The sequence below is a fragment of the Brachybacterium phenoliresistens genome (assembly GCF_039530785.1).
GTDB classification, from domain to species: domain Bacteria; phylum Actinomycetota; class Actinomycetes; order Actinomycetales; family Dermabacteraceae; genus Brachybacterium; species Brachybacterium phenoliresistens.
Map to the genome: position 1 here is coordinate 685,450 of NZ_BAAAOW010000001.1, position 25,651 is coordinate 711,100.

22 protein-coding genes and 3 tRNA genes are annotated in these 25,651 nt (G+C 72.9%); 11 read left to right on the forward strand and 14 right to left on the reverse strand.

What is annotated here, in order from left to right:
* Window positions 1-111: 111 nt before the first annotated feature.
* Window positions 112-1,332, forward strand: coding sequence for a pyrophosphate--fructose-6-phosphate 1-phosphotransferase (locus tag ABD234_RS03120; protein ID WP_038374431.1), 1,221 nt, complete (start codon window positions 112-114; stop codon window positions 1,330-1,332).
* Window positions 1,333-1,363: 31 nt separating this feature from the next.
* Entirely contained in the window at window positions 1,364-2,152 is a 789-nt protein-coding gene (locus ABD234_RS03125; RefSeq protein ID WP_051487160.1) for a C2 family cysteine protease, read from the forward strand.
* A 24-nt stretch (window positions 2,153-2,176) separates the two neighbouring features.
* Here the strand turns inward: ABD234_RS03125 and ABD234_RS03130 are convergent, their stop codons facing one another.
* From ABD234_RS03130 to ABD234_RS03140, 3 genes are all read right to left on the reverse strand, one after another.
* Complete coding sequence (locus tag ABD234_RS03130) at window positions 2,177-2,803, reverse strand: SGNH/GDSL hydrolase family protein (RefSeq protein ID WP_344353974.1); 627 nt, start codon at window positions 2,801-2,803, stop codon at window positions 2,177-2,179.
* A gap of 92 nt (window positions 2,804-2,895) precedes the next feature.
* Window positions 2,896-3,441, reverse strand: a complete 546-nt coding sequence (locus tag ABD234_RS03135; RefSeq protein ID WP_038374427.1) for a pyridoxamine 5'-phosphate oxidase family protein — start codon at window positions 3,439-3,441, stop codon at window positions 2,896-2,898.
* A 122-nt stretch (window positions 3,442-3,563) separates the two neighbouring features.
* Window positions 3,564-3,637, reverse strand: a tRNA-Met gene (locus ABD234_RS03140).
* Window positions 3,638-3,821: 184 nt separating this feature from the next.
* Between ABD234_RS03140 and ABD234_RS03145 the strand changes: the two genes are divergently transcribed.
* Entirely contained in the window at window positions 3,822-4,643 is an 822-nt protein-coding gene (locus tag ABD234_RS03145) for a PhzF family phenazine biosynthesis protein (protein WP_038374426.1), read from the forward strand.
* Between the two features lie 135 nt (window positions 4,644-4,778).
* Here the strand turns inward: ABD234_RS03145 and ABD234_RS03150 are convergent.
* Both ABD234_RS03150 and ABD234_RS03155 read right to left on the reverse strand, forming a co-directional pair.
* Window positions 4,779-4,852, reverse strand: a tRNA-Met gene (locus ABD234_RS03150).
* A 129-nt stretch (window positions 4,853-4,981) separates the two neighbouring features.
* Window positions 4,982-8,083, reverse strand: coding sequence for a UPF0182 family membrane protein (locus ABD234_RS03155; RefSeq protein WP_038374425.1), 3,102 nt, complete (start codon window positions 8,081-8,083; stop codon window positions 4,982-4,984).
* A 166-nt stretch (window positions 8,084-8,249) separates the two neighbouring features.
* Here ABD234_RS03155 and ABD234_RS03160 point away from each other — a divergent pair, with 166 nt between their 5' ends.
* Window positions 8,250-8,846, forward strand: a complete 597-nt coding sequence (locus ABD234_RS03160) for a PPA1309 family protein (RefSeq protein WP_344353982.1) — start codon at window positions 8,250-8,252, stop codon at window positions 8,844-8,846.
* A gap of 42 nt (window positions 8,847-8,888) precedes the next feature.
* Here the strand turns inward: ABD234_RS03160 and ABD234_RS03165 are convergent, their stop codons facing one another.
* Both ABD234_RS03165 and ABD234_RS03170 read right to left on the reverse strand, forming a co-directional pair.
* Entirely contained in the window at window positions 8,889-9,455 is a 567-nt protein-coding gene (locus tag ABD234_RS03165) for a single-stranded DNA-binding protein (protein ID WP_051487159.1), read from the reverse strand.
* Window positions 9,456-9,688: 233 nt separating this feature from the next.
* Window positions 9,689-10,315, reverse strand: coding sequence for a superoxide dismutase (locus ABD234_RS03170; RefSeq protein WP_038374423.1), 627 nt, complete (start codon window positions 10,313-10,315; stop codon window positions 9,689-9,691).
* A 180-nt stretch (window positions 10,316-10,495) separates the two neighbouring features.
* Between ABD234_RS03170 and ABD234_RS03175 the strand changes: the two genes are divergently transcribed.
* From ABD234_RS03175 to ABD234_RS03195, 5 genes are all read left to right on the forward strand, one after another.
* Window positions 10,496-15,268 carry an ATP-dependent helicase gene (locus tag ABD234_RS03175; protein ID WP_051487158.1) on the forward strand — a complete coding sequence of 1,591 codons (4,773 nt, stop codon included), beginning with the start codon at window positions 10,496-10,498 and terminating at the stop codon, window positions 15,266-15,268.
* A 2-nt stretch (window positions 15,269-15,270) separates the two neighbouring features.
* Window positions 15,271-16,137 (forward strand): DNA-formamidopyrimidine glycosylase family protein, encoded by an 867-nt coding sequence (locus ABD234_RS03180; RefSeq protein ID WP_038374456.1) that lies wholly within the window; start codon window positions 15,271-15,273, stop codon window positions 16,135-16,137.
* 114 nt (window positions 16,138-16,251) lie between these two features.
* Entirely contained in the window at window positions 16,252-16,611 is a 360-nt protein-coding gene (locus ABD234_RS03185; RefSeq protein WP_038374421.1) for a YciI family protein, read from the forward strand.
* A gap of 28 nt (window positions 16,612-16,639) precedes the next feature.
* Window positions 16,640-17,872, forward strand: a complete 1,233-nt coding sequence (locus ABD234_RS03190) for an RNA polymerase sigma factor (protein ID WP_232226487.1) — start codon at window positions 16,640-16,642, stop codon at window positions 17,870-17,872.
* A 93-nt stretch (window positions 17,873-17,965) separates the two neighbouring features.
* Window positions 17,966-18,038: transfer RNA gene (locus ABD234_RS03195), tRNA-Arg, on the forward strand.
* A 53-nt stretch (window positions 18,039-18,091) separates the two neighbouring features.
* On the opposite strand, the gene ABD234_RS03200 is transcribed toward ABD234_RS03195, so the two are convergent.
* Together ABD234_RS03200 and ABD234_RS03205 are read right to left on the reverse strand one after the other, a co-directional pair.
* Entirely contained in the window at window positions 18,092-18,865 is a 774-nt protein-coding gene (locus ABD234_RS03200) for a hypothetical protein (RefSeq protein ID WP_038374418.1), read from the reverse strand.
* Window positions 18,866-19,320: 455 nt separating this feature from the next.
* The gene (locus ABD234_RS03205; protein ID WP_038374417.1) at window positions 19,321-19,662 is read right to left on the reverse strand and encodes a GNAT family N-acetyltransferase; all 342 of its coding nucleotides are present in this window, start codon (window positions 19,660-19,662) and stop codon (window positions 19,321-19,323) included.
* Between the two features lie 212 nt (window positions 19,663-19,874).
* Between ABD234_RS03205 and ABD234_RS03210 the strand changes: the two genes are divergently transcribed.
* The gene (locus tag ABD234_RS03210) at window positions 19,875-20,993 is read left to right on the forward strand and encodes a type I restriction endonuclease (protein ID WP_344353996.1); all 1,119 of its coding nucleotides are present in this window, start codon (window positions 19,875-19,877) and stop codon (window positions 20,991-20,993) included.
* Window positions 20,994-21,011: 18 nt separating this feature from the next.
* On the opposite strand, the gene ABD234_RS03215 is transcribed toward ABD234_RS03210, so the two are convergent.
* Together ABD234_RS03215 and ABD234_RS03220 are read right to left on the reverse strand one after the other, a co-directional pair.
* Window positions 21,012-21,506 (reverse strand): mycothiol transferase, encoded by a 495-nt coding sequence (locus ABD234_RS03215; RefSeq protein WP_038374414.1) that lies wholly within the window; start codon window positions 21,504-21,506, stop codon window positions 21,012-21,014.
* Complete coding sequence (locus ABD234_RS03220; protein WP_038374413.1) at window positions 21,503-22,078, reverse strand: TetR/AcrR family transcriptional regulator; 576 nt, start codon at window positions 22,076-22,078, stop codon at window positions 21,503-21,505. Before ABD234_RS03220 ends, ABD234_RS03215 begins: the two co-directional genes overlap by 4 nt.
* 126 nt (window positions 22,079-22,204) lie before the next feature.
* Between ABD234_RS03220 and ABD234_RS03225 the strand changes: the two genes are divergently transcribed.
* On the forward strand, window positions 22,205-22,867 hold the full coding sequence (locus ABD234_RS03225; RefSeq protein ID WP_038374411.1) for an NAD(P)-dependent oxidoreductase: 663 nt from the start codon (window positions 22,205-22,207) through the stop codon (window positions 22,865-22,867).
* A 32-nt stretch (window positions 22,868-22,899) separates the two neighbouring features.
* Here ABD234_RS03225 and ABD234_RS03230 read toward each other — a convergent pair whose 3' ends face one another.
* The 3 genes from ABD234_RS03230 to ABD234_RS03240 all read right to left on the reverse strand — a co-directional run bounded on the left by ABD234_RS03230 (window position 22,900) and on the right by ABD234_RS03240 (window position 25,633).
* On the reverse strand, window positions 22,900-23,712 hold the full coding sequence (locus ABD234_RS03230) for a class I SAM-dependent methyltransferase (protein ID WP_051487157.1): 813 nt from the start codon (window positions 23,710-23,712) through the stop codon (window positions 22,900-22,902).
* The gene (locus ABD234_RS03235; protein WP_344354003.1) at window positions 23,705-24,541 is read right to left on the reverse strand and encodes a DUF899 family protein; all 837 of its coding nucleotides are present in this window, start codon (window positions 24,539-24,541) and stop codon (window positions 23,705-23,707) included. Before ABD234_RS03235 ends, ABD234_RS03230 begins: the two co-directional genes overlap by 8 nt.
* Window positions 24,542-24,619: 78 nt before the next feature.
* Window positions 24,620-25,633 carry an NADP-dependent oxidoreductase gene (locus tag ABD234_RS03240; protein ID WP_344354006.1) on the reverse strand — a complete coding sequence of 338 codons (1,014 nt, stop codon included), beginning with the start codon at window positions 25,631-25,633 and terminating at the stop codon, window positions 24,620-24,622.
* Window positions 25,634-25,651 lie beyond the last annotated feature (18 nt).

Sequence of the window (25,651 nt, forward strand, 5' to 3'; positions counted from 1 at the left end):
AGGAGACCGCGGGGACGGCTCGGGGACGGCAGCGGCTACCATGAGGGCGACCTCGAGCGCGGGCGATCTCGCCTGCGCTCACGCCCCCGGAACCCATGGAGGACCTGCCCCATGACCGTCAAGCGCGTCGCACTGCTCACCGCCGGGGGCTATGCCCCGTGCCTGTCCTCCGCCGTGGGCGGGCTCATCGAGCGCTACACCGAGCTCGTCCCCGACGTCGAGATCATCGCGTACAAGCACGGCTACTGGGGCCTGCTCTCCGGGGAGAAGATCGTCGTGGACGAGACCGTCCGGGCGAAGGCCGCGGTGCTGCACGAGTTCGGCGGCTCGCCGATCGGCAACTCCCGCGTGAAGCTCACCAACACCAAGGACCTGGTCAAGCGCGGCCTCATCCAGGAGGGCGAGAACGCCCTCGAGGTCGCCGCGAACAAACTCAAGGCCGACGACGTGGACGTCCTGCACACCATCGGCGGCGACGACACCAACACCACCGCCGCGGACCTCGCGAAGTACCTGCAGGACAACGACTACCCGCTCCAGGTCGTCGGCCTGCCCAAGACGATCGACAACGACATCGTCCCGGTGCGCCAGTCCCTCGGCGCGAAGACCGCCGCCGAGCAGACCAGCCTCTTCGCCCAGAACGTCATCGCCGAGCACGGGTCCAACCCGCGCATGCTGATCATCCACGAGATCATGGGCCGCGCCTGCGGGTACCTCACCGCCGAGGCCGCCCGCGCCTACCAGGAGTGGCACGCGAAGCAGGACTGGCTGCCCGAGATCGGCCTCTCCGGCGACCGCTGGGACGTCCACGCCGTGTTCCTCCCGGAGCTCGCGCTGGACATCGACGGCGAGGCCGAGCGTCTGAAGAAGGTCATGGACGAGACGGGCTGCGTGAACATCTTCCTGTCCGAGGGCGCGGGGATCCCCGAGATCGTCGCCGAGATGCAGGCCCGCGGCGAGGAGCCGGAGAAGGACCCCTTCGGCCACGTCAAGCTGGACACCATCAACCCCGGCCAGTGGTTCGCCAAGCAGTTCTCGGAGAAGCTGGGCGCCGAGAAGGTCATGGTCCAGAAGTCCGGCTACTTCGCCCGCTCCGCGAAGGCCAACGCCTACGACCTGCGTCTGATCAAGTCGATGACGGACCTCGCCGTGCAGGTCGCCCTCGAGGGCGGCACCGGCGTGATCGGCCACGACGAGGAGCGCGGCGACGTGCTGCGCGCGATCGAGTTCGAGCGGATCGCCGGCCACAAGGCCTTCGACGTGAGCCAGCCCTGGTTCCAGCAGGTCCTGGAGACCGTCGGCCAGAAGGCGGTCCCGGCGGCGGCGCACTGACGCCTCCCGTCCGGACCCGTCGCCCGCGACGATGACCCCGCGCCACGGCGCCCGCCCTCCGGGGCGGGTGCCGTGGCGCCGTCGTCTGCGCAGCCTCGTGCAGGCGCTGCGAGGGCACGCCCCGGCCGGCCCGGGCACCGCCGCGGCGATGCCCGGGCCGGGCCCGCACGCCCAGGGGGTCCGGGAGGACGCCACGCGGATCGACCTCGCCGCGCGGCCGCGGCAGGGACGGCTCGGCGACTGCTGGGTGATCGCCGCGCTGCTGGCCGTGCACGAGCAGGCGCCGGACCGGATCGCCGCCGCGCTGCGGCCCGTCGGCGACGGCACCTACCGGGTCGTGCTGCCGGCCGGCGAGGTCGTCGTGGACCGGCGGATGCCCGTGGACGCCGCCGGCCGCTGGGTCTATGCCACCCAGTCCGGCTCCGGCCCCGGCTGGCCGGGCCTGATCGAGAAGGCCCTCGCCGCCCATCTCGCCGGGTCCTACGGGTTCCTCGCCCGGGGCCTCGGCCGGTACGGCCTGCGGGCCCTGACCGGAACCCGCCTGCGCATGCACCTGCTGCTGCCCGGATCCGCCCGGATCTCGACCCTGCTGGGCGAGGGCCGCGCGGTCCTCGCCTCGACCCACCCGCTCAGCCCGCTGGTGCGCAGCCCTCACGGGCCCCTGCCCGCCAACCACGTGATGGCCGTCGTCGGCGCCGATGCCGCGACCGGCCACGTGCACCTTCGCAATCCCTGGCGGCCCGACGAGCTGCTGGTGCTGGATCGCCGCCGGTTCCGCCGCGGGTTCCTCTCCCTGGACGTGAGCGGCCCGCTGGGCTGAGCGGTCCGCTCGCCGGCCCCGGTCTCAGCGGCGGAAGGCCTCGAGCCAGGCGTCGGCGATGAGCCGGTGGCCCGCGGTGCTGGGATGCACGCCGTCGGGGGCGAGGGAGGCCGGCGTGTGCCCGCGGGACAGCGCATCGGCCATGACCTTCTCGAGGTCCACGACGCGAGCGCCGAACTCGCGGGCCAGGCGCCGGATCCGCTCGACCTTGCCGTCCAGGTCCTCGTGGAAGCGGGCCTTGTCCTCGTCGATGTCCGTGACGAAGGGGATGATCAGCACGACCGGCCGGTCCGGCCGGGTGGCGGAGAGCTGGTCGAGCAGGTAGCGGTAGTCGGCCTCGAAGGCGTCGTCCTCCGTCGGATCGCCCTGGTCGTAGCGCCGCCAGGTGTCGTTGACGCCCACGTAGACGGTGACGACGTCCGGATCGTGGTCCAGGCAGTCCTCGGCGAAGCGGGCGCGCAGGTCCACCACCCGGTTCCCGCCGATGCCGGTGTTCACGATCCGGGCGGCGGGCTCGTAGGCGGCGAAGTGCTCGGCCAGCAGGCGGACGTAGCCGAAGCCGATGCCCTCGGGATCCTCCCTCCGCCCGCAGTCCGTGATCGAGTCGCCGATGAACAGGAGGGTGCGCTGCGCGGGGGCTTCTGTGCTCATGACAGGATCCAAGCAGAATCGCGCACCGCGCGCGACGCGATTCCGGCGCGGGGCATGGGCCCGGGCCCCTGCCGGCCGGGGCCGCGGCGAGGTCAGGGAAGAGGAAGGCCCGTCGGGAAGCCGTCGATGCTCTCGAGGTTCTTCTCCGCCCAGTACCGGTGGATCCCCTCCTCGCCCTTCTTCGCGGCCCAGGAGTCCATGAGCTCGCGCTGCGCGCCGAACTCCATGAGCGGCACGCCGTACCCGCAGGACGTCTGCACCAGGTCGATGTCCAGCACGAAGATGTTCCGGGCTCCGCGCATCGGCGGGAAGGCGGAGCAGCGCTCCTCCCAGTCCGGGTCGCCGGGGTGGACGGCGCGGGCGGTGCCGTACAGGCGCAGGATCAGCGGCTCCCGCTCGTAGGAGCAGAACATGACGGTCATCCGCGGCGTGTCCAGCAGGTGCGCGGCCGTCTCGTTGCCGCTGCCGGTGCCGTTGAGGAACATGACCTGGGTCGGGCTCAGGACGCGGAAGGAGTCCAGACCCTTCGGGGAGACGTTCACCCTCCCGTCGCGCGCGGCCGTGGCCACGAAGAACATCGGCTGGCGCTCGATGAACGCGGTCAGGCGAGCGGTGAGCTCCGGGTGCTGGGTGGCCATGCATGCCTCCTGGCGGGCGGGCGATCGTGGGCGGGGCGCGGTGGCCCCAGTCTTCCACGCCCTCCGCCCGGCATGGCGAAAGGCCCCTCCCCCGGCAGAACCAGGAAAGGGGCCTTCTCTCGTAGCGGGGGCAGGATTTGAACCTACGACCTCCGGGTTATGAGCCCGGCGAGCTACCGAACTGCTCCACCCCGCGGCGACTCTCTCAACTATACGGCCTCCATCCTGCCTGGTCCAGCCGCTATCCCGGGAACGTGGCCCACCCCACGCCGTCCCGGGACGACGTGCCCGCCGGCCCCGCGATGCAGGTCGGCCGCACGCGGGGCGGCCTCGGGCGGCGCTAGGCTGACCCCGCCGCGCCCGTTCGTCGAGAGGTTGTCGTGATCATCCCGCTGGTCCAGATCGATGCATTCGCCGAGAGCCTCTTCGAGGGCAATCCCGCGGCGGTGATGCCGCTGGAGCGCTGGCTCCCGGACGAGCTCCTCCAGCGCCTGGCCCTCGAGAACAACCTCTCCGAGACGGCGTTCCTGGTCGACCGCGATCCCGAGGACGCCCCCGACCCGTCGGTGCCCGCCTACGATCTGCGCTGGTTCACCCCCGCGACCGAGGTCGACCTGTGCGGGCACGCCACCCTGGCGGCGTCCTCCTACCTGTTCGAGGACGTGCACCCCGGGGCCGGGCTGCTCCAGTTCTCCTCCCGCAGCGGCTGGCTCGCGGTCAGCCGCTCGGCGGAGGGCCTGCTCACGATGGACTTCCCGGCCGAGACGCCCGAGCCGGTCGAGGTGGATCCCGCGATCGCGCGGGCGCTCGGGGTCGAGGTGGTGGACGCCCACCGTGCGACCGACCTGATCTGCACCGTCGCCGATGCCCGGACCGTCCGGGACCTCGCACCGGACCTGACGTTCCTGGCGTCGCTGCCGGTGCGCGGCATCGCCGTCACCGCGCCCGGCGAGGGCACCGGGTTCGACTTCGTCTCGCGCTGGTTCGGCGCCCGGGCCGGGGTCCCCGAGGACCCGGTGACGGGATCCGCCCATTGCCAGCTGGCTCCCCTGTGGGCCGAGCGTCTGGGGATGCGGGAGATGACCGCCCGCCAGATGTCCCCGCGCGGAGGAACCGTCGCCATCCGTCTGCAGGACGATCGCGTCCACCTGTCCGGACGGTGCGTGCGGTACCTCGAAGGGTCCGTCACGCTGCCTCGCTGACCGGAGAGCGTCCCCGTCGTCCTGCGGACGCCCGGCGCGTCCCGTGCACGGTGCGCGCCGCGGCGCCGGCCGGCAGGACGGCGGGCATGGCGAAGGCCCCTCCCCCGGCAGAACCGGGAAAGGGGCCTTCTCTCGTAGCGGGGGCAGGATTTGAACCTACGACCTCCGGGTTATGAGCCCGGCGAGCTACCGAACTGCTCCACCCCGCGGCGACTCCTCCAGCATATGCCCGCGACGCCGAGAGTCCCAACCGGCGCGGCCCGTTCGTGGGCTACCCCACGTTCCCCGCCCGTCCATCCGGCCGCCGCCCGCGGGGCGACGGCCGGATGCGACCGGGATCAGCCGCCGCCGTCGCTCGCGGCCGGCTCGGGGCTGGTGCCGTTCAGCTCGTCGTTCGCCTGCACGGCCCGGTTCACGGCGTCCTGCAGGCGCTCCTGGGCCTCGCCGTAGGCGGTCCAGTCCCCGCGGGCGAGGGCGTCCTCGGAGTCCTTGACGGCCTGGTCCATGTCGGCGATGGCCTGGTCCAGACGCTCCTGGGCGGTGCCCGGGTCGGCCGCGGGCGCGGTCGTCTCGGGGTCGGCCGGCGGGGTGGTGGCCGTTCCGGCGTCCGGATCGGCGGGGGCGTCGTCCCCCGTGTCGGTCTCGGCGGAGCCTGCCTCCCCGGTCGCGGGCACCTCGGCGTCGCCGGCCGTGGCGCCGGAGTCTCCCTCGAACACCTCGTCCAGCGCCTGGTCCAGCGTCGGGGCGAAGCCGATCTTCTCGCCGAAGGAGACCAGCACCATCTGCAGCAGCGGGTACTGGGTGCCGCCGCCGGAGGCGGAGGACTGCAGGTACACCGGCTGGACGTAGAGCAGACCGCCGCCCACGGGCAGCGTGAGCAGGTTGCCGTTGATGACCTCGGAGTTCCCGGACTTCAGCAGGTTCAGCGCCCGCGAGACGTTCGGCTCCGAGTTGAAGGCCGCCTGCACCTGTCCCGGCCCGTTGACCGGGTTGGTGGCCGGCAGCACGAGCAGGGTGAGATCGCCGTAGGTCTCGGCGGGGTTGCCGGCCTCCGATCCGGTCTCCGAATCGACCGCGAGGTACCCCGTCATGACGTTCTGGCCGTTGGCGGGGATGTAGCTCGAGGACAGCGTGAACCGCGGCGTCTCCTGGCCGGGGACCTGCATGGTCAGGTAGGTCGGCGGCTGCGGGGCCTGCTGGCCGGCGGTGCCGTCGGGGTTCTGGGGCGCCTCCCGGGTCGGGTCCGGCGGCACCTGCCAGAAGTCCTGACGGCCGTAGAACTCGTCGGCGCTGGTCACGTGGTACGTCGACAGGATGTGGCGCTGCGCCTTGAACAGGTCCGAGGGGTAGCGCAGGTGGCTCATGGTGTCGGCGTCGATCTCGCTGGCCGGGCTCAGGGCGTCGGGGAAGACCTCCGCCCACGCCTTCAGGATCGGGTCCTCCGTGTCCCAGGCGTACAGCTTCACTGAGCCGTCGAAGGCGTCGACGGTCGCCTTGACGCCGTTGCGCAGGTAGTTCGCCTCGCGCACCCGGGCGCCCGCCGATTCGGCGGGGTTCGTCTGCGAGTCGTTGATGACCGCGTCGAGGTTCACCGAGTGCGAGTACGGGTAGCGATCGCTCGTGGTGTAGGCGTCGATCACCCACACCAGCTTGCCGTCGACCACGGCCGGGTACATCTGCGAGTCCAGCGAGAGGAAGGGAGCGACCTCGCGCACCCGCTGCTGCGGGTTGCGGTCGTAGAGGATCTGCGACTCCTCGTTCACGTAGCTGGAGATGAGGATGTTGGGGTCGCGGAACTTGATCGCATACAGCAGCCGGTGCAGCCAGTTGCCGATGCTGGGCCCGCCGTCGCCCGTGAAGGTGTTGGTGCGCTGGGCGCCGGACTCCTCGCCGTCCGTGCCGGCCTGGTAGTCGAACTCCTCGGGGGTCGCCCCCTCCGGGGCGCCGACGATCGAGTAGTCCGGCGAGTACCGGCCGAAGTAGACGCGCTCCTCGTACTCGCCGAGGGCGCCCTGGCCCGGGACGCCGGACTGGTAGAACGCCGGCTCGCCGTCCGCGTTGCGCTGGTTGCCGAAGGCCGCCGCGGTGCCGTAGCCGTGGGTGTAGATGATGTGCTGGTCGACCCAGGTGCGCGAGGCGAGGTCGAACTTGTCCGGACGCAGCTCGCGCACGCCGATCACGGTGTCCTGCAGCTGCCCGTCGATCTGGTAGCGGTCCACGCTGAGGACGGCGTCGAAGCCCCAGTAGGCACGGTTGGCCTCGCGCTGCTCGAAGGTCGGGGAGATGACGGCCGGATCCATCAGGCGGATCTGCGCGGTGGTCTCGGCGTCCGAGCGCAGGGCGCCGGGCTCGGCGTCGGTGGTGGCCGCGTACGGGACCTCGGTGACGTCGTCGACCCCGTAGGCGCTGCGGGTCGCATCGATCCCGTACTGGATGTACGTCCGCTCGAGGCTGCGCTCGTTCGGGGCGACCTTGAACTGCTGGATGGCCCACGGGATGCCGCCGCCGACGATGAGCGTCGCCACGATCATGAGCCCCGCCCCGATGGCGGGGATGCGCCAGTCGGCCCGGGCGATCCACACGCCGAACAGGGCGGCCACGACGACCGCGCAGATCGCGAGGATCGTCTGGGCCGGCAGCAGGGCGTTGACGTCCGTGTACGAGGCGCCGTCGAAGGTCTCGCCCTTCTCGGTCAGCAGCCCGTAGCGGCGGAACCAGTGCCCCACGCCCAGCAGCAGCACGTACACGACGGCGAGCACGCCCAGGTGCCGACGGGCGGAGGTGGTGACCTCCAGGCCGTTCTCCTGGCTCCAGGCGACGCCGCCGTACACGAAGTGCCCGGCGATCGCCCCGACCGCCGCGACCAGGCACACGAACTGCGCGAAGCCGATGGCGATGTCGATGAGCGGCAGGGTGAAGACGTAGAAGCCGACGTCCATCCCGAAGATCGGATCGGTCTGCCCGAAGTCCTGAGGATGCAGGAACAGCTGCACCTCCTGCCAGCTGCGGGAGGCGGCCAGGCCGCTGAAGGCGCCGATGACCAGCGGCGCGGCGATGGTCACGCCCCGGCGCAGCGGATCGATCGCGCTGCGGAACTGCTCGAGGGCCTCCTGCTCGCGGGTCACCGGCGGGTAGACCGGCCGCTTGGTGTACGCGATGCGCAGGCTGAAGAACAGCGGGACGGAGAACAGCACGAACCCGAGGACGAACAGGATGCCCTGGGTGAGCCAGCGCGTGGTCAGCGCCTGCGTGAAGCCCAGCTGGTCGAACCACAGGTATCGGGTGTAGATCTCCGATCCCAGGACGAGCGCCAGCACGAGGGCGCCGAGCACGATGAGGGTGATCGTCACCGGGGAGACCCGGTGGGGCCCTCCGGCGGGATCGGCGCCCGGACGCGGCGCGGGACGAGGTCGGTCTCCGAAGGAGGCTGAGAAGCTCACGGGTCACCTTTGATGATCGTCGGCCCCCGGGCCGCCTCGTCGCGACGACGTCGCGCCCGATGCCGGAGGGATGCTCCGGCCCGGATGCGCGGTCCCGGGTACAGTGTGGTGCCGCCGCCCATGGCGGTGGCCCTCCTATTGTGACAGGTCGACCTGACAGGCAGTGATGAACGATTCCGCGCCCCGCACCTCCGACGGCGACCCTCTGGACGCGCCGACCGCTGCCCTCGCCGCCGCCGTCCTCGAGATCGCCCGGCACGTCGACGGGGAGGCCCTCGCCGCACCGCGCTGGTTCGCGCTGGCCCGCAGCGCGGAGCTGATGGCCCGCCAGCCGGGCATCGCCGCTCTGCTCGGGGACGAGGCCTCCCTGGCCCTGGCCGCGGACTCCGCGCACCTCACGCCGATCGAGCTCGACGACGTGCCCCGCGTCCACGACCCGCTGCGGGCGCTGGCCGAGCTCGCCTGGCCGGACATCGCCTTCGGCGGGGCGGTCGCGCTGGATCTGCCGGCGGAGAGCTGGCGCAGCAGCCTGGATGCGGCGGACGACGCCGCCCGCCGCACCGCCGACGCCCTGCGCGGCGGAGCGCTGCGGGTGGTGGTCGCCGCCTCGCAGGAGGGGACGACCTACTCCGCCCTGCGGCGCGATCGCGGCGAGACCTCCCCCGGGGCGGCGGACGCGGACCGCTTCGTGCTGGGCCCGGCGCTGCTGCCCCAGCTCGCGGAGGCCCTCGCCGAGAGCCTCCGCGAGCTGCCCGAGGGCTGAGCCCGCCCGACGGCTGATCCCGTCCGCGGTCCCCGGGTCCTCTCAGCGGTCCACGAGCTCGCGCGGCTCCCCTCCGACCCGGTCCTCCGCGTCGTCGGGCACCAGCGCGTCGGCCTCCCGGGCCTCGGCCTCCTCGCGGGCCGCGGCCGAGGTCATCGCCCCGGAGCTCCGCCCGCCCGAGGGGGGCCTGGTCTCCAGCGGCGGCAGCACCTCGCCGCTGCGGGGATCCATGTCCGGGGTCTCGAAGGCGTCCGCCTTGGTGTAGACGGTCGCGCCGAAGGTGAGGTCGTGCCCGATGCCCTCCGCCTCGATGGTCATCGAGTGCTTGGTCTGGCCCTCCACGGTGGTCCACTCCGAGGATCCCAGCCTCCCGGTCACGATCAGCGGATCGCCCCGGTGCACCGAGCGCAGCACGTGGCGTGCCAGGTGGCGGCGCAGGAACACGTTGAAGTACTCGGCCCGGCGGTCCTCGAACCGGCCGGTCTCGCTGTCGAAGTAGCGTCCGTTCACCGCGACGCGCACCAGCACGGTGAACGGCTCCGTGCCGCCGCGCAGGATGCTGGGGTCCCCGGTCGCGTTGCCGATGATGGTGGTCCTGACGTCCCTCATGTCCTCACGTCCTTCCCTCGGCCCGCCCGGGGCGGCGGGGACCGTCCCCGTCGCCGGCGATGCCGTCTGCGACCAGCGTCGTCCGCCGTGCCGGTGCGGACCAGGGCCTCGCGCCGATGGTGGACAACCCGGGGGTGGGGAGGAGGAGCGGACATGCCGACGGCCGGCCCCCGGGGCGGGGACCGGCCGTCGAGCGGTCGTGCCGGGGCCCTGGGGGCCGCGGCGGGCGCCGATCAGGCGCCGGGGGTGACCAGGCCCGTGGTCTTGCGGGCGTTCTCGAAGCGCGCCTGGACATCGGCCCAGTTCACGATGTTCCAGATCGCCTTGACGTAGTCCGCCTTCACGTTCTGGTAGTCGAGGTAGAAGGCGTGCTCCCACATGTCCAGCTGGAACAGCGGGATCGTGGCGACCGGGACGCCGTTCTGCTGGTCGTAGAACTGCTCGATGACGAGGTTCCCGCCCAGCGGCTCGTAGGCCAGGATGGCCCAGCCGGAGCCCTGGATGCCGAGAGCGGCGGCGGTGAAGTGCGCCTGGAAGGCGTCGAAGGAGCCGAAGTACTCGTCGATCGCGGCGGCGAGCTCGCCGGTCGGCTTGTCGCCGCCCTCGGGCGAGAGGTTCTTCCAGAAGATCGAGTGGTTGGTGTGACCCCCGAGGTTGAACGCGAGGTCCTTCGAGAACTGGTTGATGGCGCCGAAGTCCCCGGACTCCCGAGCGGCCGCGAGCTTCTCGAGAGCCGTGTTCGCGCCCTTCACGTAGGTCGCGTGGTGCTTGTCATGGTGAAGCTCCATGATCCGGCCGGAGATCGCCGGCTCGAGGGCTCCGAAGTCGTAGTCGAGATCAGGAAGCGTGTACTCCGCCATGTCGTTCATCCCTTTCGGTTGACGTGCGCGCAGCCCGGAAACGGGTCTCCGCCTCCGGCAATCCTGCCATGCCCGACCAGCGGATGGGGAGGTCGGGCATGCCCGAGGGACCGGCGGGGACGCACGCGTTCATCCAGGGCGAACACATCGAGCGTCGGTGCGGCGCGCCACAATGGGGCGATGACGACCACAGGACCCGGGGGCGCCCCGGCGGAGGATCCGGCCCCGGCGCGGGAGGCGCTGGACCTGCTCTCCCCCGCCACGCGCGACTGGTTCGAGCAGGCGCTGGGCGTGCCCACCCCCGCCCAGGCGGGCGCCTGGGCGGCGATCCGCGAGGGGCGCGACACCCTGGTGATCGCTCCCACGGGCTCCGGGAAGACCCTCGCGGCCTTCCTCATGGCGATCGACGAGCTCATGTTCGCTCCCCCGGCCGAGGCCCCGCAGCGACGCTCCGGGGTGTCGGTGCTGTACCTGTCCCCGCTCAAGGCGCTCGGCGCGGACGTCGAACGGAACCTCACCTCGCCGCTGGTGGGCACGCAGCGCAGCGCGGAGCGGCTGGGCCTCCCGGCGCGCGGGGTGCGCGTGGGCATGCGCACCGGCGACACCCCGGCGGCCGAGCGCCGGCGCCTGGTCGCCTCCCCGCCGGACGTCCTCATCACGACGCCGGAGTCGCTCTTCCTCATGCTCAGCTCCTCGGCGCGGGACTCGCTGGCCGATGTGCGCACGGTGATCGTCGACGAGGTCCATGCCGTCGCCGGGTCCAAGCGCGGGGTGCACATGGCGCTGTCCCTGGCCCGGCTGGACGCGCTGCTGGAGCGCCCGGCCCAGCGCATCGGCCTGTCCGCGACGGTGGAGCCCGCCGAGGAGGTCGCCGCCTTCCTCGCCGGTCCCGGACGGGACGTCGCGGTGGTGCGCCCGCCGACCGCCAAGGAGCTCGACCTGTCCGTGCGCCTGCCGATCGCCGACTTCGAGGCGATCGACCCTCCGGCCGATGCCGTCGACGAGGACGACGTCTCCGGCACCATCTGGCCGCATGTGGAGCGGGCGGTGCTCGACGAGGTCCTCGCCCACCGCTCGACGATCGTGTTCACCAACTCCCGGCGCCAGGCCGAGCGCCTCACCAGCCGCCTGAACGTCCTGCACCGCCGACGGACGGCCGCGGCGGCGGGCCGCGAGGCACCGGCCGGCCCGGCGACCTGGGCGATGGGCCCCACCTCGGGGACCCCGGACCCGACCCGGTCCGACCCGGACGGCGCCCCGGACGCGGGCGAGGTCGAGGACGTGGCTCGAGCCCACCACGGGTCGATGTCCAAGGAGCACCGCCACCTCATCGAGGACCAGCTGAAGTCCGGGCAGCTGCGCTGCGTGGTCGCCACCAGCTCCCTCGAGCTGGGCATCGACATGGGCGCGGTGGACCTCGTCATCCAGGTCGAGACCCCGCCGGCGATCTCCTCGACGCTGCAGCGCATCGGCCGCGCCGGGCACGACGTCGGCGCGGTCTCCTGTGGGATCGTCCACCCCCTGCACTCGGCCGATGTGCTGCGGGCGGCGGTGACCGTGCGCGAGTCCCTGGCCGGGCGCATCGAGCCGCTCGCGGTGCCGCGCAACGCGCTGGACGTGCTCGCCCAGCAGACGGTCTCCGCCGCGGCGATGGACGAGCTCGACGTCGAGGACTGGTTCGCGACGGTCCGCTCCGCGCAGCCCTACGCCGCGCTGCCGCGATCGCTCTTCGACGCGACGATCGACCTGCTGTGCGGGCGCTATCCCTCGACCGCCTTCAGCGAGCTGCGCCCGCGGCTGGTGCTCGACCGGGAGGCCGGGACCCTCACGGCCCGGCCCGGGGCGCAGCGCCTGGCGGTGACCAGCGGGGGCACCATCCCCGACCGCGGGCTGTTCCCCGTGTTCATCGTCGCCGGGGACGACGACTCGCAGGCCCGTCGGGTCGGCGAGCTCGACGAGGAGATGGTCTACGAGTCCCGCCGCGGGGACGTGATCACCCTGGGCACCTCCAGCTGGCGCATCGAGGAGATCACCCACGACCGGGTGAGCGTCTCCCCCGCCTTCGGCCTGGCCGGGCGGATCCCCTTCTGGCACGGGGAGGGCGCGGGACGGCCGGTGACCCTCGGCAGGGCGCTGGCCGGCTTCTCCCACGAGATCGCCGCGGCCGCCCCCGAGACCGCCCGCGCCGCCCTGGCGGAGATCGGCCTGGACGAGAACGCCCAGGGGGCGGTGCTGAGCTACCTGCGCGGCCAGGAGGAGGCCACCGGCACCGTCCCGGGCGAGCAGACCCTGGTCATCGAACGGTTCCCCGACGAGCTGGGGGACTGGCGCGTCGTGCTGCACTGCGCCCTGGGCCAGCGGATCACGGCGCCGTGGGCCCTGGCCGTCGGCGCCCGCGTGCAGGACCGCTACGGGCTGGACGGCCAGGTGATGGCCGCGGACGACGGCATCGTCCTGCGCATCCCCCACGGGGAGGAGCCTCCCGGCGCGGATCTGTTCGTCTTCTCGCCGGAGGAGATCGACGAGGAGGTGCGCCGGCTCGTGGGGAGCTCGGCCCTGTTCGCCTCGCGGTTCCGCGAGTGCGCCGCCCGGGCTCTGCTGCTGCCGCGGCGGGACCCGGGCTCGCGCGCTCCCCTGTGGCAGCAGCGCCAGCGGGCGGCGCACCTGCTGGACGTGGCGCGCCCCTACCCGGACTTCCCGATCATGCTCGAGGCGGCCCGCGAGTGCCTGCAGGACGTGTACGACCTCCCGGCGCTGGTGGATCTCATGCGCGAGGTCGGCGCGCGCACCGTGCAGGTGCGCGAGGTGGAGACGTCCTCGCCCTCGCCCTTCGCCCGCTCGCTGCTGTTCGGCTACATCGCGCAGTTCCTCTACGACGCCGACGCCCCCGTCGCCGAACGGAGATCGGCCGCGCTGGCCCTGGACCAGACCCTGCTGGCGGAGCTGCTGGGCACCGTGAGCCTGCGCGATCTGCTGGACCCCGCCTCGATCGACCTGGTCGTCCAGCAGCTCCAGGGCCTCACCCCGGAGCGGGCGCTGCGCGGCGCGGAGGACCTCGCCGACGCCCTGCGACGGCTGGGGCCCCTGACCCCGGAGCAGATCGCCCGGCGGATGGATCCGGCGGCCGATGCGGGCACCGCCCGGGAGGAGCTGCTGGCCTCCCGGCGGGGGATCACGGTGCGGATCGCCGGCACCGAGCACCTCGCGGCGATCGAGGACGCCGGCCTGCTGCGGGACGCCCTGGGCACGGCGCTCCCCCCGGGCATCCCGGCCCCGCACCTCGAGCCGGTGGCCCGCCCCGTCGAGGAGCTGCTGGCGCGGTGGGCCCGATCGCGCGGCCCCGTCCTGCTGGAGGAGGCGGTCTCTGCCCACGGCCTGGCCCCGGGCGTCGCCCGCAGCGCGCTGGAGGCGCTGGTGGCGGACCGCGCGCTCGCCAGCGGCGAGTTCACCCCCGGCCGCGAGGGCACCGAATGGGTGGACACCGAGGTGCTGCGTCGGATCCGCCGGGCGAGCCTCGCCGCCTCCCGGAAGGAGATCGAACCGGTCGCCCCGGCCGCGTACGCCCGGTTCCTCGGGCAGTGGCAGCAGGTGCGCGAGCGGGACGAGGAGGGCGCCGCCGGCCGGTCCGCCTGGTCGGGGAGCGATGGGGTGCTCTCGGTGGTCGACCAGCTGACCGGGGTGTCGCTGCCGTTGTCGATCTGGGAGTCGCAGATCCTCCCGGCGCGGCTGCACGACGCCTCCCCCGCCCTGCTGGACGGCATGTTCTCCCGCGGCGAGCTGGTGTGGACCGGCCACGGCCGTCTGGGCTCGGACGACGGCTGGGTGCGGCTGCACCTGGCCGACGCCCTGCCGCTGGGCCTGGACACGGGCGCGATCGAGGAGGCCGCCGCGCAGATCGACCCGGCCTCGCTGCCGGGCCGGGTGCTCGCGCTGCTGCGCTCGGCGCCCGGCGCGCTGCGGCACACCGAGATCCTGCGGGCCCTCGCGGCCGATGCCGACGGCGGCGGGGCCGTGGACCCGCCGCAGCTGACGCAGGCGCTGTGGGAGCTGGCCTTCTCCACGCTCGTCACCAACGACTCCTTCGCCCCGCTGCGCGGCCTGGCCCAGGGCCCCGCGAAGCCCTCGCGCGGCCCGCGCGGCCGCTCCCGCCCCGCGAGCCGCCGCGGCGCGGCCCGCCTGTCCGCCGCGATGCTGCGCACGGGGGCGCACAGCGTCTCCGAGCTGGAGACGGGCCCGGCGGGCTCCGGCCGGTGGTCCGCCCTGCAGGTGCCGGCGGTGGATCCCTCCGCCCGGGCGACGGCGCTGGCGACGCTGCTCCTGGACCGGCACGGCGTGCTGACCCGCGGCGGCATGGGCATCGAGGACGTCCCCGGATCCTTCGCGACCATGTACCGCGTCCTGTCGCGGATGGAGGAGAGCGGCGCGGCGCGACGCGGCTACTTCGTGGACGGGCTGGGGGCGGCGCAGTTCGCCCCGCCCGGCGCCGTGGACCGGCTGCGGGACCGCGACCGGGAGCTGGCCGCGCACCGCGAGGCCGCGGACGGCGCCCCTGCGGGCGGCGGCGCCGTGCTGGCCGCGACCGATCCGGCGAACCCATACGGCGCCGCGCTGCCGTGGCCCGACCCGGCCATCGCCCCGCCCGAGGGCACCGCCCCGCGGCCCGCCCGCCGCGCCGGCTCCCTCGTGGTGCTGGATCACGGGCAGGTCGCCGCGGTCCTCGAGCGGGGCGGGAAGTCCCTGCTGTGGTACGCGTCCCCGGCCCGCACCGCGCATGCCGTGCGCCTGCTGGTGCGGGCCATCGCCCAGGACGCGCTGCTCCCCGCGCTGGCCGTGGAGCGGATCGCCGGGCACCCCATCGCGGCGGAGGAGGTCGCGCACGTCGTCGCGGCGATGGCCGAGGCCGGCTGCTACCGCTCCCCCCGTGCGATCCGCCTGCGCGCCGGAGGGCGGTGACCGTGCCCGAGGGAGACACCGTGTTCCGGCAGTGCCGGATCCTGCACGAGGCGCTGGCCGGCGCCGTCCTCACCCGCGCCGAGCTGCGGGTGCCCCGCCACGCGGAGGCGGATCTGGTGGGCTGGAGCGTCCAGGAGGTCCTCCCCCGCGGCAAGCACCTGCTGATGCGCCTGCTCCCGCCGGCGGATCGCCCGCAGGCGCCGCTGACCCTGCACAGCCACCTCATGATGGACGGCATCTGGTTCGTCGACGAGAAGCCTCTGATCAGCTCGGACACCTCCGCCCAGCGCCGCGCCCCGCACACCGCCCGGGCGATCCTGGAGGCCCGCCGGGCCGATGGTTCCATCACCCGCGCCGTCGGCTACGACATCAAGATGGTGCACCTGCTGCGCACGCAGGACGAGCATCTCGAGGTCGGTCACCTGGGCCCCGACCTGCTGGATCCGGACTGGGACGAGGATCTGCGCGAGGAGGCGGTCGCGAACCTCCGCGCCCAGGCGCACCTGCCGCTCGGGCAGGCGCTGCTGGACCAGCGGGTGATGGCCGGGATCGGCAACATCTACCGCAGCGAGCTGTGCTTCCTGCAGCGGATCTCGCCGTTCGCCCCGACCGCCCGACTGCAGGACCCGGGGGCGCTCGTGGACCTGGCCCATCGGCTGCTGAGCGTCAACGCGGACCGCACGGTGCGCGTGACCACCGGCGGGATGATGGGGCGCGACGGCGACCTGTGGGTGTACGGCCGCGCCGGCAGGCCGTGCCGTCGCTGCCACGGCCGCATCGCGCGGCAGATGATGGCGCAGCCCGACGTCGAGGGCGCGCAGCCGCGACCGGTGTTCCTCTGCCCGCGGTGCCAGGCAGGCGCCCGGTAGCCTCGATCCCGGCGCAGATTCCCGCACCGGACTGTCGATCCGGCGGCGCGCTCGTACGTCGAGGAGACGAGCGGGCCCGCAGCGGGGCCCGGCGACGCTCACGAGGAGGACGAGATGGGTACGTACATGCTTCTGATCCACGGCGACCAGGAGGCGTGGGACAGCATGTCCCCGCAGGAGCAGGACCGCATCGGCGCAGGTCACCGGCGGTTCCGAGAGGCGGCGGGAGAGGCGGTCCTCGAAGGCCGCGAGCTCGCCTCCACCACCACCGCGACCACGCTGCGCTCCCGCGGCGGGGCCCGGCCCGAGGTCACCGACGGCCCGTTCCTGGAGACCAAGGAGGTGGTGGGCGGCTACTACGTGATCACGGCCGAGGATCTCGACGCCGCGATCCGCCTCGCCTCCCTGCTGCCGGAGACCGCCGCCGAGTACGCCTCCGGCGTCGAGATCAGGCCGGTGGTCGAGCCTGGCTGATCCCGCACCCCTGCCGGACGCGGCGGCCGTGCGGGCGGCCGTCGCGTCCGCGCACCGCGAGGAATGGGCGGCCGTCGTCGCGGCGACCGTCCGGGTCACCCGCGACCTCGACCTCGCCGAGGACTGCGCCCAGGACGCCTTCGCCGCGGCGGTGCAGCACTGGCCCCGCGAGGGCGTGCCGCATCGGCCCGGCGCCTGGCTGACCACGGTCGCCCGGCGCCGGGCTCTGGACGCCCTGCGCCGGGGCGCCGTCGGCGCACGCACGCTGCCGCTGCTCGCCGTCGAGGAGAAGCGCGCCCCCGACCCGGCCGATGTGGTCGCCGGTGGTCTCGACGACGACCGCCTGCGGCTGATCCTCACCTGCTGCCATCCCGCCCTGGACCGTTCCGCGCAGGTGGCGCTGACCCTGCGCCTGGTGTGCGGGCTGTCCACCGCGGAGGTCGCGCGGGCGTTCCTCGTCCAGGAATCGGCGATGGCAGCCCGCCTGACCCGCGCCAAGAAGAAGATCGCGCAGGCCCGCATCCCCTTCCGCGCCCCCGCGCCCGAGGAGCTCGACGAGCGTCTGGACGGCGCCCTCGCCGTGGTGCATCTGGTGGTGACGACCGGGCACACGGCGTTCTCCGGCGAGGCCCTGCACCGCGAGGATCTGCTCGAGACCGGGACCCGTCTGGCCCGCCTGCTGCACGACCTGGTGCCGCGCGATCCCCGCGTATCGGGGCTGCTCGCCCTCGTGCTGCTCACCGACGCCCGCCGCACGGCGCGCCTGTCCCCCGCCGGCGAGGCGGTGCTGCTCGCGCAGCAGGACCGCGGCCGATGGGACCAGGGCATGATCGCCGAGGGGGCCGCGCTGGTCGAGCGAAGCCTGCGCGCGGGCATCACGCGCTACGGCATCCAGGCCGCCATCGCCGCCACGCATGCCGCCGCGCCCTCGTGGGAGGAGACCGACTGGCCGGAGATCCTCGCGCTGTACGACGAGCTGCTGGCCCGATGGCCCTCCCCCGTCGTCGCGCTCAACCGCGCCGTCGCCCTGAGCTACCGCGACGGCCCCGCGGCGGGGCTCGCCGCCCTCGAGGCGCTGCGCAGCGATCCGATCGCCGAGATCTACCCCTACCTCGCCGCCGCGGAAGCCGACATGCTCCGCCGCCTCGGCCGCCGCGACGAGGCCGCCCAGGCCTGCGCGTCGGCGATCGCCCTCACCCGCAACGAGGTCGAGAAGGCACAGCTCCAGGCGCAGCTGCGGGAGCTGACCGGGCAGGGCTGAGCGTGGCGCGGCGCTCACCGCGGACGGGATCGCGCCGGCAGCGGGGCCAGGCTCGGTACACTCGACCGGGCACCGCGCCGGCCGCGGTGACCAGCCTCCATAGCTCAATGGATAGAGCAACGGCCTTCTAATCCGTAGGTTGCAGGTTCGAGTCCTGCTGGGGGCGCCGTTCCGGGTCTTTCACGGCGACAGCTCTCGGGGACCAGATGCGCGACGGATTCAACCCGGGGACTGTGCCGTCGCCGTTGCCGTCACGTCCTGCCGGGCGACGGCGCTGCGCGAGAGCATCCTCCGTTCCAGCGACACGGACACCTGCCCCGACACCACTGCGAGGAGCGCGGCCACGACCAGGTAGGTGAGCACGCTCAGGATGTTGTCCATCGCCATGGGACCAGCGGCCGGCGGAACCCACCCCGTGACCTGGTGGGCACCGGCCAGGGTGTCGACCCACGACAGGAGAGACATCAGCCCTGTCATCGCGCCCATGAGCAGCGAGAGCACCATGCCCCACACTGATCGGCGGATCGCCAGCCACACGGCCATGACGAAGAACATGACGGGCACCAGCGGGAGGCTCGCCGCCCAGGCATAGCCGGTGCCCACGGTGTGGATGCCCGGCCCCAGCAGATACATGGACGCCAGCGTCCCCGGAAGCAGGATGAGAAGGCAGAAGGCGGCGCCTCCCACCAGGAGCGGCCATCGACGCCGGCCCTCCGGCAGCACCAGCAGCGCCAGGCACACCACCGCCAGGAGGACGGGGGTCACGAACCAGCGGGCGATCCCCATGGTGATGCCCACGAACAGGAACGCGACCCCGAATGCGGAGAACATCCCCGCAACCGTGAAGACACCGCCCAGCACCGCCAGCTGCGACATCACCGCACCGAAGGTGACGAAGGTCGGCGCGTCGACGACCTTCCAATATCCGTGGTTGTCGCGACTCGTGACGTCGTAGGTGTATCCCGTCCTCGGGGATGTCCACAGCGTGCTCACGTGTCTCCCCCTCGAAGAGTGAACAGTTCGTCCTGTGCGGAAAAAATCAGCGCAGCACCTCGCTCTGGGGAGGCGCGCGAGGGGAACGGTATCACCGAGGCGGATTCCGACGTCGATCCGCCCTTCCGGGCCTTCGAGCAGGTCGGAGTGATCGAGGAATCGGTATTCCTCCTCGCGACGCCGCTTTCGAGGCGGGCGTCTCGCATCCACCCGCCGGGCGCCGCGCCGGCGAGATGAGGGCGACCAGCACCGAGATCTCGGTCCGCCGGGCCCGGCGAGAGATACGGCGCCTGGGCAGGACGCACCGCGAGCAGACCGGCGATCGCCTCCCTGAGCGCGCTCTCGACCTTCGTGCAGGCGCGGGCACGCGTCATCGCCGCAGAGCGGGACCGGGGCACCTCTTGCGAGAGGTGATCGGCGGAGCCGATGACCTTCCGGTCGGACGGCCCACGCGATCAGCTGACGGCGCGGAGATGCTCGGGGCCCACGGGGTCCACGGCGTCGTCGACGTCGTGGTGGGAGTCGAGCCATCGCTTCACATACGGGCACAGCGCCACGATGCGGCGACCTCGGGCGACGGACTCGGTGAGCGCAGCCCGGGTGAGGATGCCGGCGAGGCCCTGCCCGGCGAAGGCGTCGTCGACCTCGGTATGGAAGAAGATGCGCTGTCGCACCGAGCCGATGTCCAGGTCTCGGTACGCGGAGAGGCCTGCGAGCGTCTCCCCGACGTGGATCTCGAAGCGCTGCTCGGCGGGGTTGTCGCGGACGGTGGGGGCGTCCTGGGGCTGATCGGTCATCGCGGGGCTCCTCGTGCTGCGGGGCGACTGGTGCACGCCAGCATGACGCGCAGGCCCGAGATGGGGGAAGGCCCTCGCGCCTCTCCCCGCTCGACTGTTCGAGATCAGAACGTGACGCGGAACCGTCTCCACGCGTCCCTGCCCACGGAGATACTTCCCGAGGGACCGCGCAGCGCAGCGCCGACACGTCCCGATCATCAGGGGAGGAAAGAATGACTTTCGAAGAATCCATCATCGACGTCGCCGCGAAGGTGCGCGGGCAGCGCGATTCCATACAGACGGAGGAGGCGACCAAGAACGCGTTCATCATGCCGTTCATCTCCCGCGTCCTCGGCTATGACGTGTTCAACCCGCTGGAGGTCGTGCCTGAGTTCACCGCGGATCACGGCACGAAGCGTGGGGAGAAGGTTGATTATGCGATCATGAAGGACGCCGAGGTGCAGATCCTCATCGAATGCAAGCGCATCGGCGACGAACTGCACATCAAGCATGCTTCCCAGCTTTTCCGATACTTCTCCGTGACGAACGCGCGCATCGGAGTCCTCACCAACGGCCAGGTGTACAACTTCTACACGGACCTCGATGCACCGAACATCATGGATCAGCGGCCGTTCCTCGTTCTCGATCTCCTGGACATCGACGAGAGCATTCTCCCGGAGCTGCAGAAGCTCACCAAGGAGACGTTCAATGTCGACTCGGTCATCAGCTCGGCCGAAGAGCTGAAGTACGTCGGCGCCCTGAAGCGTGAGATCGCGAACGAGTTCCGCGAGCCCTCGAACGACCTCGTGAAGCTCCTCATGGGGCGCGTCTCGGAGAGGCGCGCCACCGCGGAGAACCTACGGCAGTTCTCTGCGCTCGCAGAGAAGGCGATCAAGCAGTACCTCAAGGAGCAGGTGAACCTCCGCCTGAAGTCCGCGCTCGGAGATTCCGAACCCGACGCACCCGTCACCTCCGCTCCCGAGGCGCCCGCCGATGACAGCGGAGAACTCGTGCCACCTGCAGGAGAGGACCGGCGGGGATCTGACGTCACGACGACGGAAGAAGAGCTCGCCGGCTATCAGATCGTGAAGGCGATCGCCTGCAGCGAGGTCAAGCCTCAGCGCATCACGCACCGCGACTCCAAGTCGTACTTCGCCATCCTGCTGGACGACAACAACAGGCGCACCGTCGCCCGGCTGTGGTTCAACGGGAAGACGAAGAAGCACATCGGCCTCTTCGACGAGAACAAGGTCGAGCAGCGATTCCTGCTCGAGGACGTCGATGACATCTACGCTCATGCGGAGCTGATCCGGGCGACGGTCCGTCGCTACACCGCACCAGCCGTTCCCTGACGACCCGGACGGCTCGCCTCAGACCACGATGTACTGCCCGCCGTCGGCCAGCTCGCGCACGGCGTCGAGCTGGCCGGCATGGGCGCTGGTCTCGATGATGACGTGCAGGATGATGGTGCGCACGTCCGCGAAGGCTCCGGTCGCGGCCCATTCGGGCTCGGGGCGCAGCGGGGCCGCTTCCAGGTCGTGGCTGTGCAGGATCGCGTCGGAGGCGGCGATGGCGGAGCGGTACGCGGCGAGGACCTCCGCGTCGGGCGTTCCCACGGGAACGTGCCAGTCGGCGTCCTCCCCCTCGGGCCAGTAGTCCAGCGATCCGCCGGCGATGACGACCTCGAACCAGTAGCGCTCGTCCGAGAGCGTCAGGTGCCGCACGAGGCCCAGCGGCGTCCACCCGGAGGGGAGCCTCGCGGTGCGCCGGTCGACCTCCGACAGCGCCTCGACCTGCGCGATCACGTGCCGCCGCGCCGTGTCCAGGGCGTGCAGGAGGGCGGCGAGCTCTGCTCCCGCGCTCATGCGGGGACCCCTGCCAGAGCATCGACCAGCCGCCGCGCGAGATCGGCCCCGGCCTCGCGGTCCTCCCCGGCATAGGCGGCGAGGAACGCCTCGTGCAGGGCGCCCCCGACCAGCAGGCGGGCGAGGGCGTCGACGTCGACGCCCGCCGCGATCCGGCCGGCCTCCTGCTCGGCCTCGAGATAGGCGGCCACCAGGGCGTGCGGTCCGTGGGGTCCGCCGCCCTGCGCGTGCATGCCGGCGCGGTGCGCGGCCAGGAGCGCGGAGTCGCTGAAGATCGACGCCGCCATCGGGAAGCTCTCGCGGTAGAAGGCGTACAGCTGCGTCACCAGCAGCTCCAGGTTCTCGCGGACCGTGGCACGGCCCAGGAGCTCCGCCGGTTCGGAGATGCGCGGCGCCCGTTCGGTGAGGACGCGCAGGAACATCTCCTGCTTGTCGGGGAAGTACTTGTACAGCAGCGCCTCGGAGCAGCCGGCCTCCCGGGCGATCAGGCGGGTCGTGGCCCGGGCCAGCCCGTCCCGGCGGATCACCGCCGCCGCGGCGTCGAGCAGCCGCTCGCGCGTGTCGTTCTGCATGGCTCCATCCTCCCCGCCGCACCGGCTGGGCGCGACCGTTGACGCCGGATCCCGACCGTGCCAGCATAGTGGGTGAGCGTTCACTCACCTCCGGGACGCAGATCCCGGCACACCCCAGGAGGACCCATGAGGATCAGCGTGCTCGGCGCGAGCGGAAGGACCGGGAGCGCCGTCGTGCGGCGCGCCCGGGAGGCGGGCCACGAGGTCACGGCGGTGGTGCGCGAACAGAGCCGGCTGGACGAGGACCTGCACCCGGAGCACGTGGTCGCAGGACGGGACTGGGATGCGACGCTGCTGACGAGAGCTGTCGCCGGGGCGGATGCGGTGGCCTTCTGCCTCGGCCCCGTCCCCGGCGGCCCGCGCACGGTCCAGCAGGATCTGGTGGCCCTGACCCTCGCCGCCATGCGGGAGACCGGGACCCGGCGCCTGGCGGCGATCAGCGCGAGCGGCGGGGTCGTGGACGGGGACGATCCGCTCAGCCGGTACCTCGCCAAGCCGATCATCTCCCGTCTGCTGCGCCACGCCTTCGCCGACATGGCGGAGATGGAGGCGCGGATCCGCGCGAGCGATCGGGACTGGACCATCCTGCGCCCGCCGCGGCTGCTCGACGGGCCCGGTCGGGGCCGCTACCGCAGCCGCCGGGACGGGAACGTCCGGTGGAGCTACTCCCTCGCGCGGGCGGACCTCGCCCTGGCGGTGCTGGACGCGATCGCGGACGCCTCGAGCATCGGCGCGACGATCTCCGTCGCCGCCGGAACCCCGGACTCCTCAGCGGGCGCACACCGCTGAGCTCCCGCCGCCGCGCATCGGCAGCGCCCGGCTCAGCGCCGGGCGAGCTCGAGCACCCCGGTGCTCTCGTCCGCGCGCAGGGTGCGCCGCGCCGACAGCCCCGCCCCCTCCCCGAGCGCCCGGGCCCGATCCATCTGCCGGCGGTGCATCTCCAGCAGCAGGTGCCCGCCCGGCGCGAGCCACGGTCCGCACCGGAGGATCAGCGCGCCGATGTGCTCCAGGCCGTCGACCCCGCCCAGCAGCGCCGTCATCGGCTCTGCGTCCCGCGCCTCGCGCGGCAGCAGCGCCGCCTCGGCATCGGGGACGTAGGGGGCCACGGCCGCGATCACCGCGAGGCGGCCGCGCAGGGCCTCCGGCACGCCGTCCAGCACGCTGCCGCCGTGCACGCGGGAGGCGTCGGCCAGGTTCCGGCGGGCGTGCCCGCGGGCGGTCCCGTCGATCTCCGCGGCGTGGACCTGCGCGCCCGGCACCTCCGCGCGGACGCAGGCGGCGATCGGGGCGACGCCGGCGAAGGCCTCGAGCATCACGGCGCCCTCCCCCGCCGCGCGGGTCGCGGCCACGGCGCGGTCGGCGAGGAGCACGGAGCGCTGGCGCGGCACGAACACCCCGGGGCCGACGCTGAGGCGCAGGCCGCGGAAGGCGACCCAGCCCACCAGCGGCTCGAGCGGCGCCCCGGCGACGCGGGCGGCCAGCAGCTCCCGGAGGTGCGCGGCATCGGCCGCGGCCTCGCGCAGGATCGCCGCCTCCTCCTCGGCGAAGACGCAGCCGGCCGCCCTCAGCGCGGCGACCAGCGCCGGATCGCTCGCCGCCGCGGGGCCGGCGGCGAGCGCCCCGACCTCAGGCATCGGCCGCGCCGCAGCAGTCGTCGTGCCGGCCCATCGTCTCCACGGGCGCGGCACCGGGCCGGGTCCATTGCGGGACGGGGCGCCCCGTCGGGCCCCAGGTGGGCGTGCCCTCGGCGTCGGTGCGCCAGAACACGCTGATGGGGGCGCCGTGCCCGCCGACCGGCGCGCCGGACTCGATCGGTCCGGGCCAGCCGTCGGGGACCTCCTGCCAGCCCTCGCGGCGGCCGTAGGGGGTCAGATCCATCATCGCGAGCTCGTACGCCATGAACTCGGTGCCACGGCCGGTGGTGGAGTAGGTGAGGAAGGCGCGGTCCCCCTCGCGCAGGAAGGAGCACAGGTACCCCATGTCCCCGCCGATGGGCTCGGGCAGCCCGCGCACCGAGTACCAGGGCTGGGGGTACCCCATGAAGTGGACGAAGCGCTCGACCTCCTCCCAGATCCCGGTGGTGAGGATCGCGAAGGAGATCCCGCGGGCGGCGAGGTAGACCGTCTGCCGGGTGTTCCAGGCCGTGATGGTGCATCCCTCGCACTGGCCCTGGTGCGGGGCGCCGTCATGCCACATGTGCTTGTAGACCAGCAGCTCCTCACGGCCGGCGAAGAGGTCCAGGAAGGGGAGCGCGCCGTCGGGGCCGACCACCTCGGTGGCGGCGTCGACCTCGAGCATCGGCAGCCGGCGCCGCTGCGCGGCGATCGCGTCGCCCTCGCGGGTGTGCGCCTTCTCGCGCTCGAGCAACCGGGCGCGGGCGGCCTTCCAGGCGGCGGCGTCCACCACGGGCGGGCGGCCGGGGATCGTCTCGAGGGCGGGTTCGTCTCCTGCGGCGGCGGACATGATGGCCTCCCGGATCGGCGGTGCTCCGTGCACGCCAGTATCGCGCGCACGGAGCACCGCCACCAGGGGCCGGGGACCTCAGATGCGCACGAGCATCTTGCCGATGTTGCCGCCGCGCATCATGTCCAGGAAGGCCTGCACGGTGTTCTCGATGCCGTCCACGATCGTCTCGTCGTAGACGATCCCGCCGTCCTCGAACCAGCCGGTCATGCGCTGCTGGAACTCGGCGGAGAGGTCGAGGTGGTCGCCCAGGGTGAATCCGCGCAGGGTCAGCCCGCGGGTGATGAGGTTGGCCATGTTGTCCGGCCCGGCGGCGCGGTCGGTCGTGTTGTAGCTGGAGATCGCCCCGCACAGGGCCGCCCGGCCGCCGTCGCGGAAGGAGGCCAGCGCCGCCTGCAGGTGGTCCCCGCCGACGTTGTCGAAGAAGACGTCGATGCCCTCGGGGGCGGCCTGGGCCAGCAGCTCGCGCACGTCCCCGTCGTGGTAGTCGAAGCCCGCGTCGTAGCCGTACTTCTGCGTGAGCAGGGCGACCTTCTCGGGCGTGCCGGCGGATCCGATCACGCGGCCGGCGCCGAGGTGTCGGGCGATCTGCCCGGCGGCGGTGCCCACCGCGCCCGCGGCGCCGGAGATGAACACGGTCTCCCCCTCGCGCAGGGCGGCGATGCGGGTCAGGCCCACGTAGGCGGTCATGCCGGTCATGCCCAGCACGTGCAGGCGCACCGACAGCGGCAGGCCCGGGATGTCGGGGACGATGCGGAAGGTCGCGGCGTCGCCCTGGACCACGTCGCTCCATCCGTGCTGGTGCAGCACGACGGAGCCCTCGGGCATGCCGTCGACCCGGGAGGCGACGACGCGGCCGATGGCGCCGCCGGTGATCTGCGCGCCGAGCGCGTAGGGGGCGACGTAGCTGCGGGCATCGCTCATGCGGCCGCGCATGTAGGGGTCCACCGAGAGGAACTCGTTGCGCACCCGGACCTGGCCGTCCTCGAGCTCGGGCAGCGCGACCTCCTCGATCCGGAAGTTCTCGGGCGTGGGCCAGCCGACGGGGCGGGAGTCCAGCAGGATGCGGGTGGCGGTGGAGGTGTCGGTCATGAGATGCCTTCCAAGAGG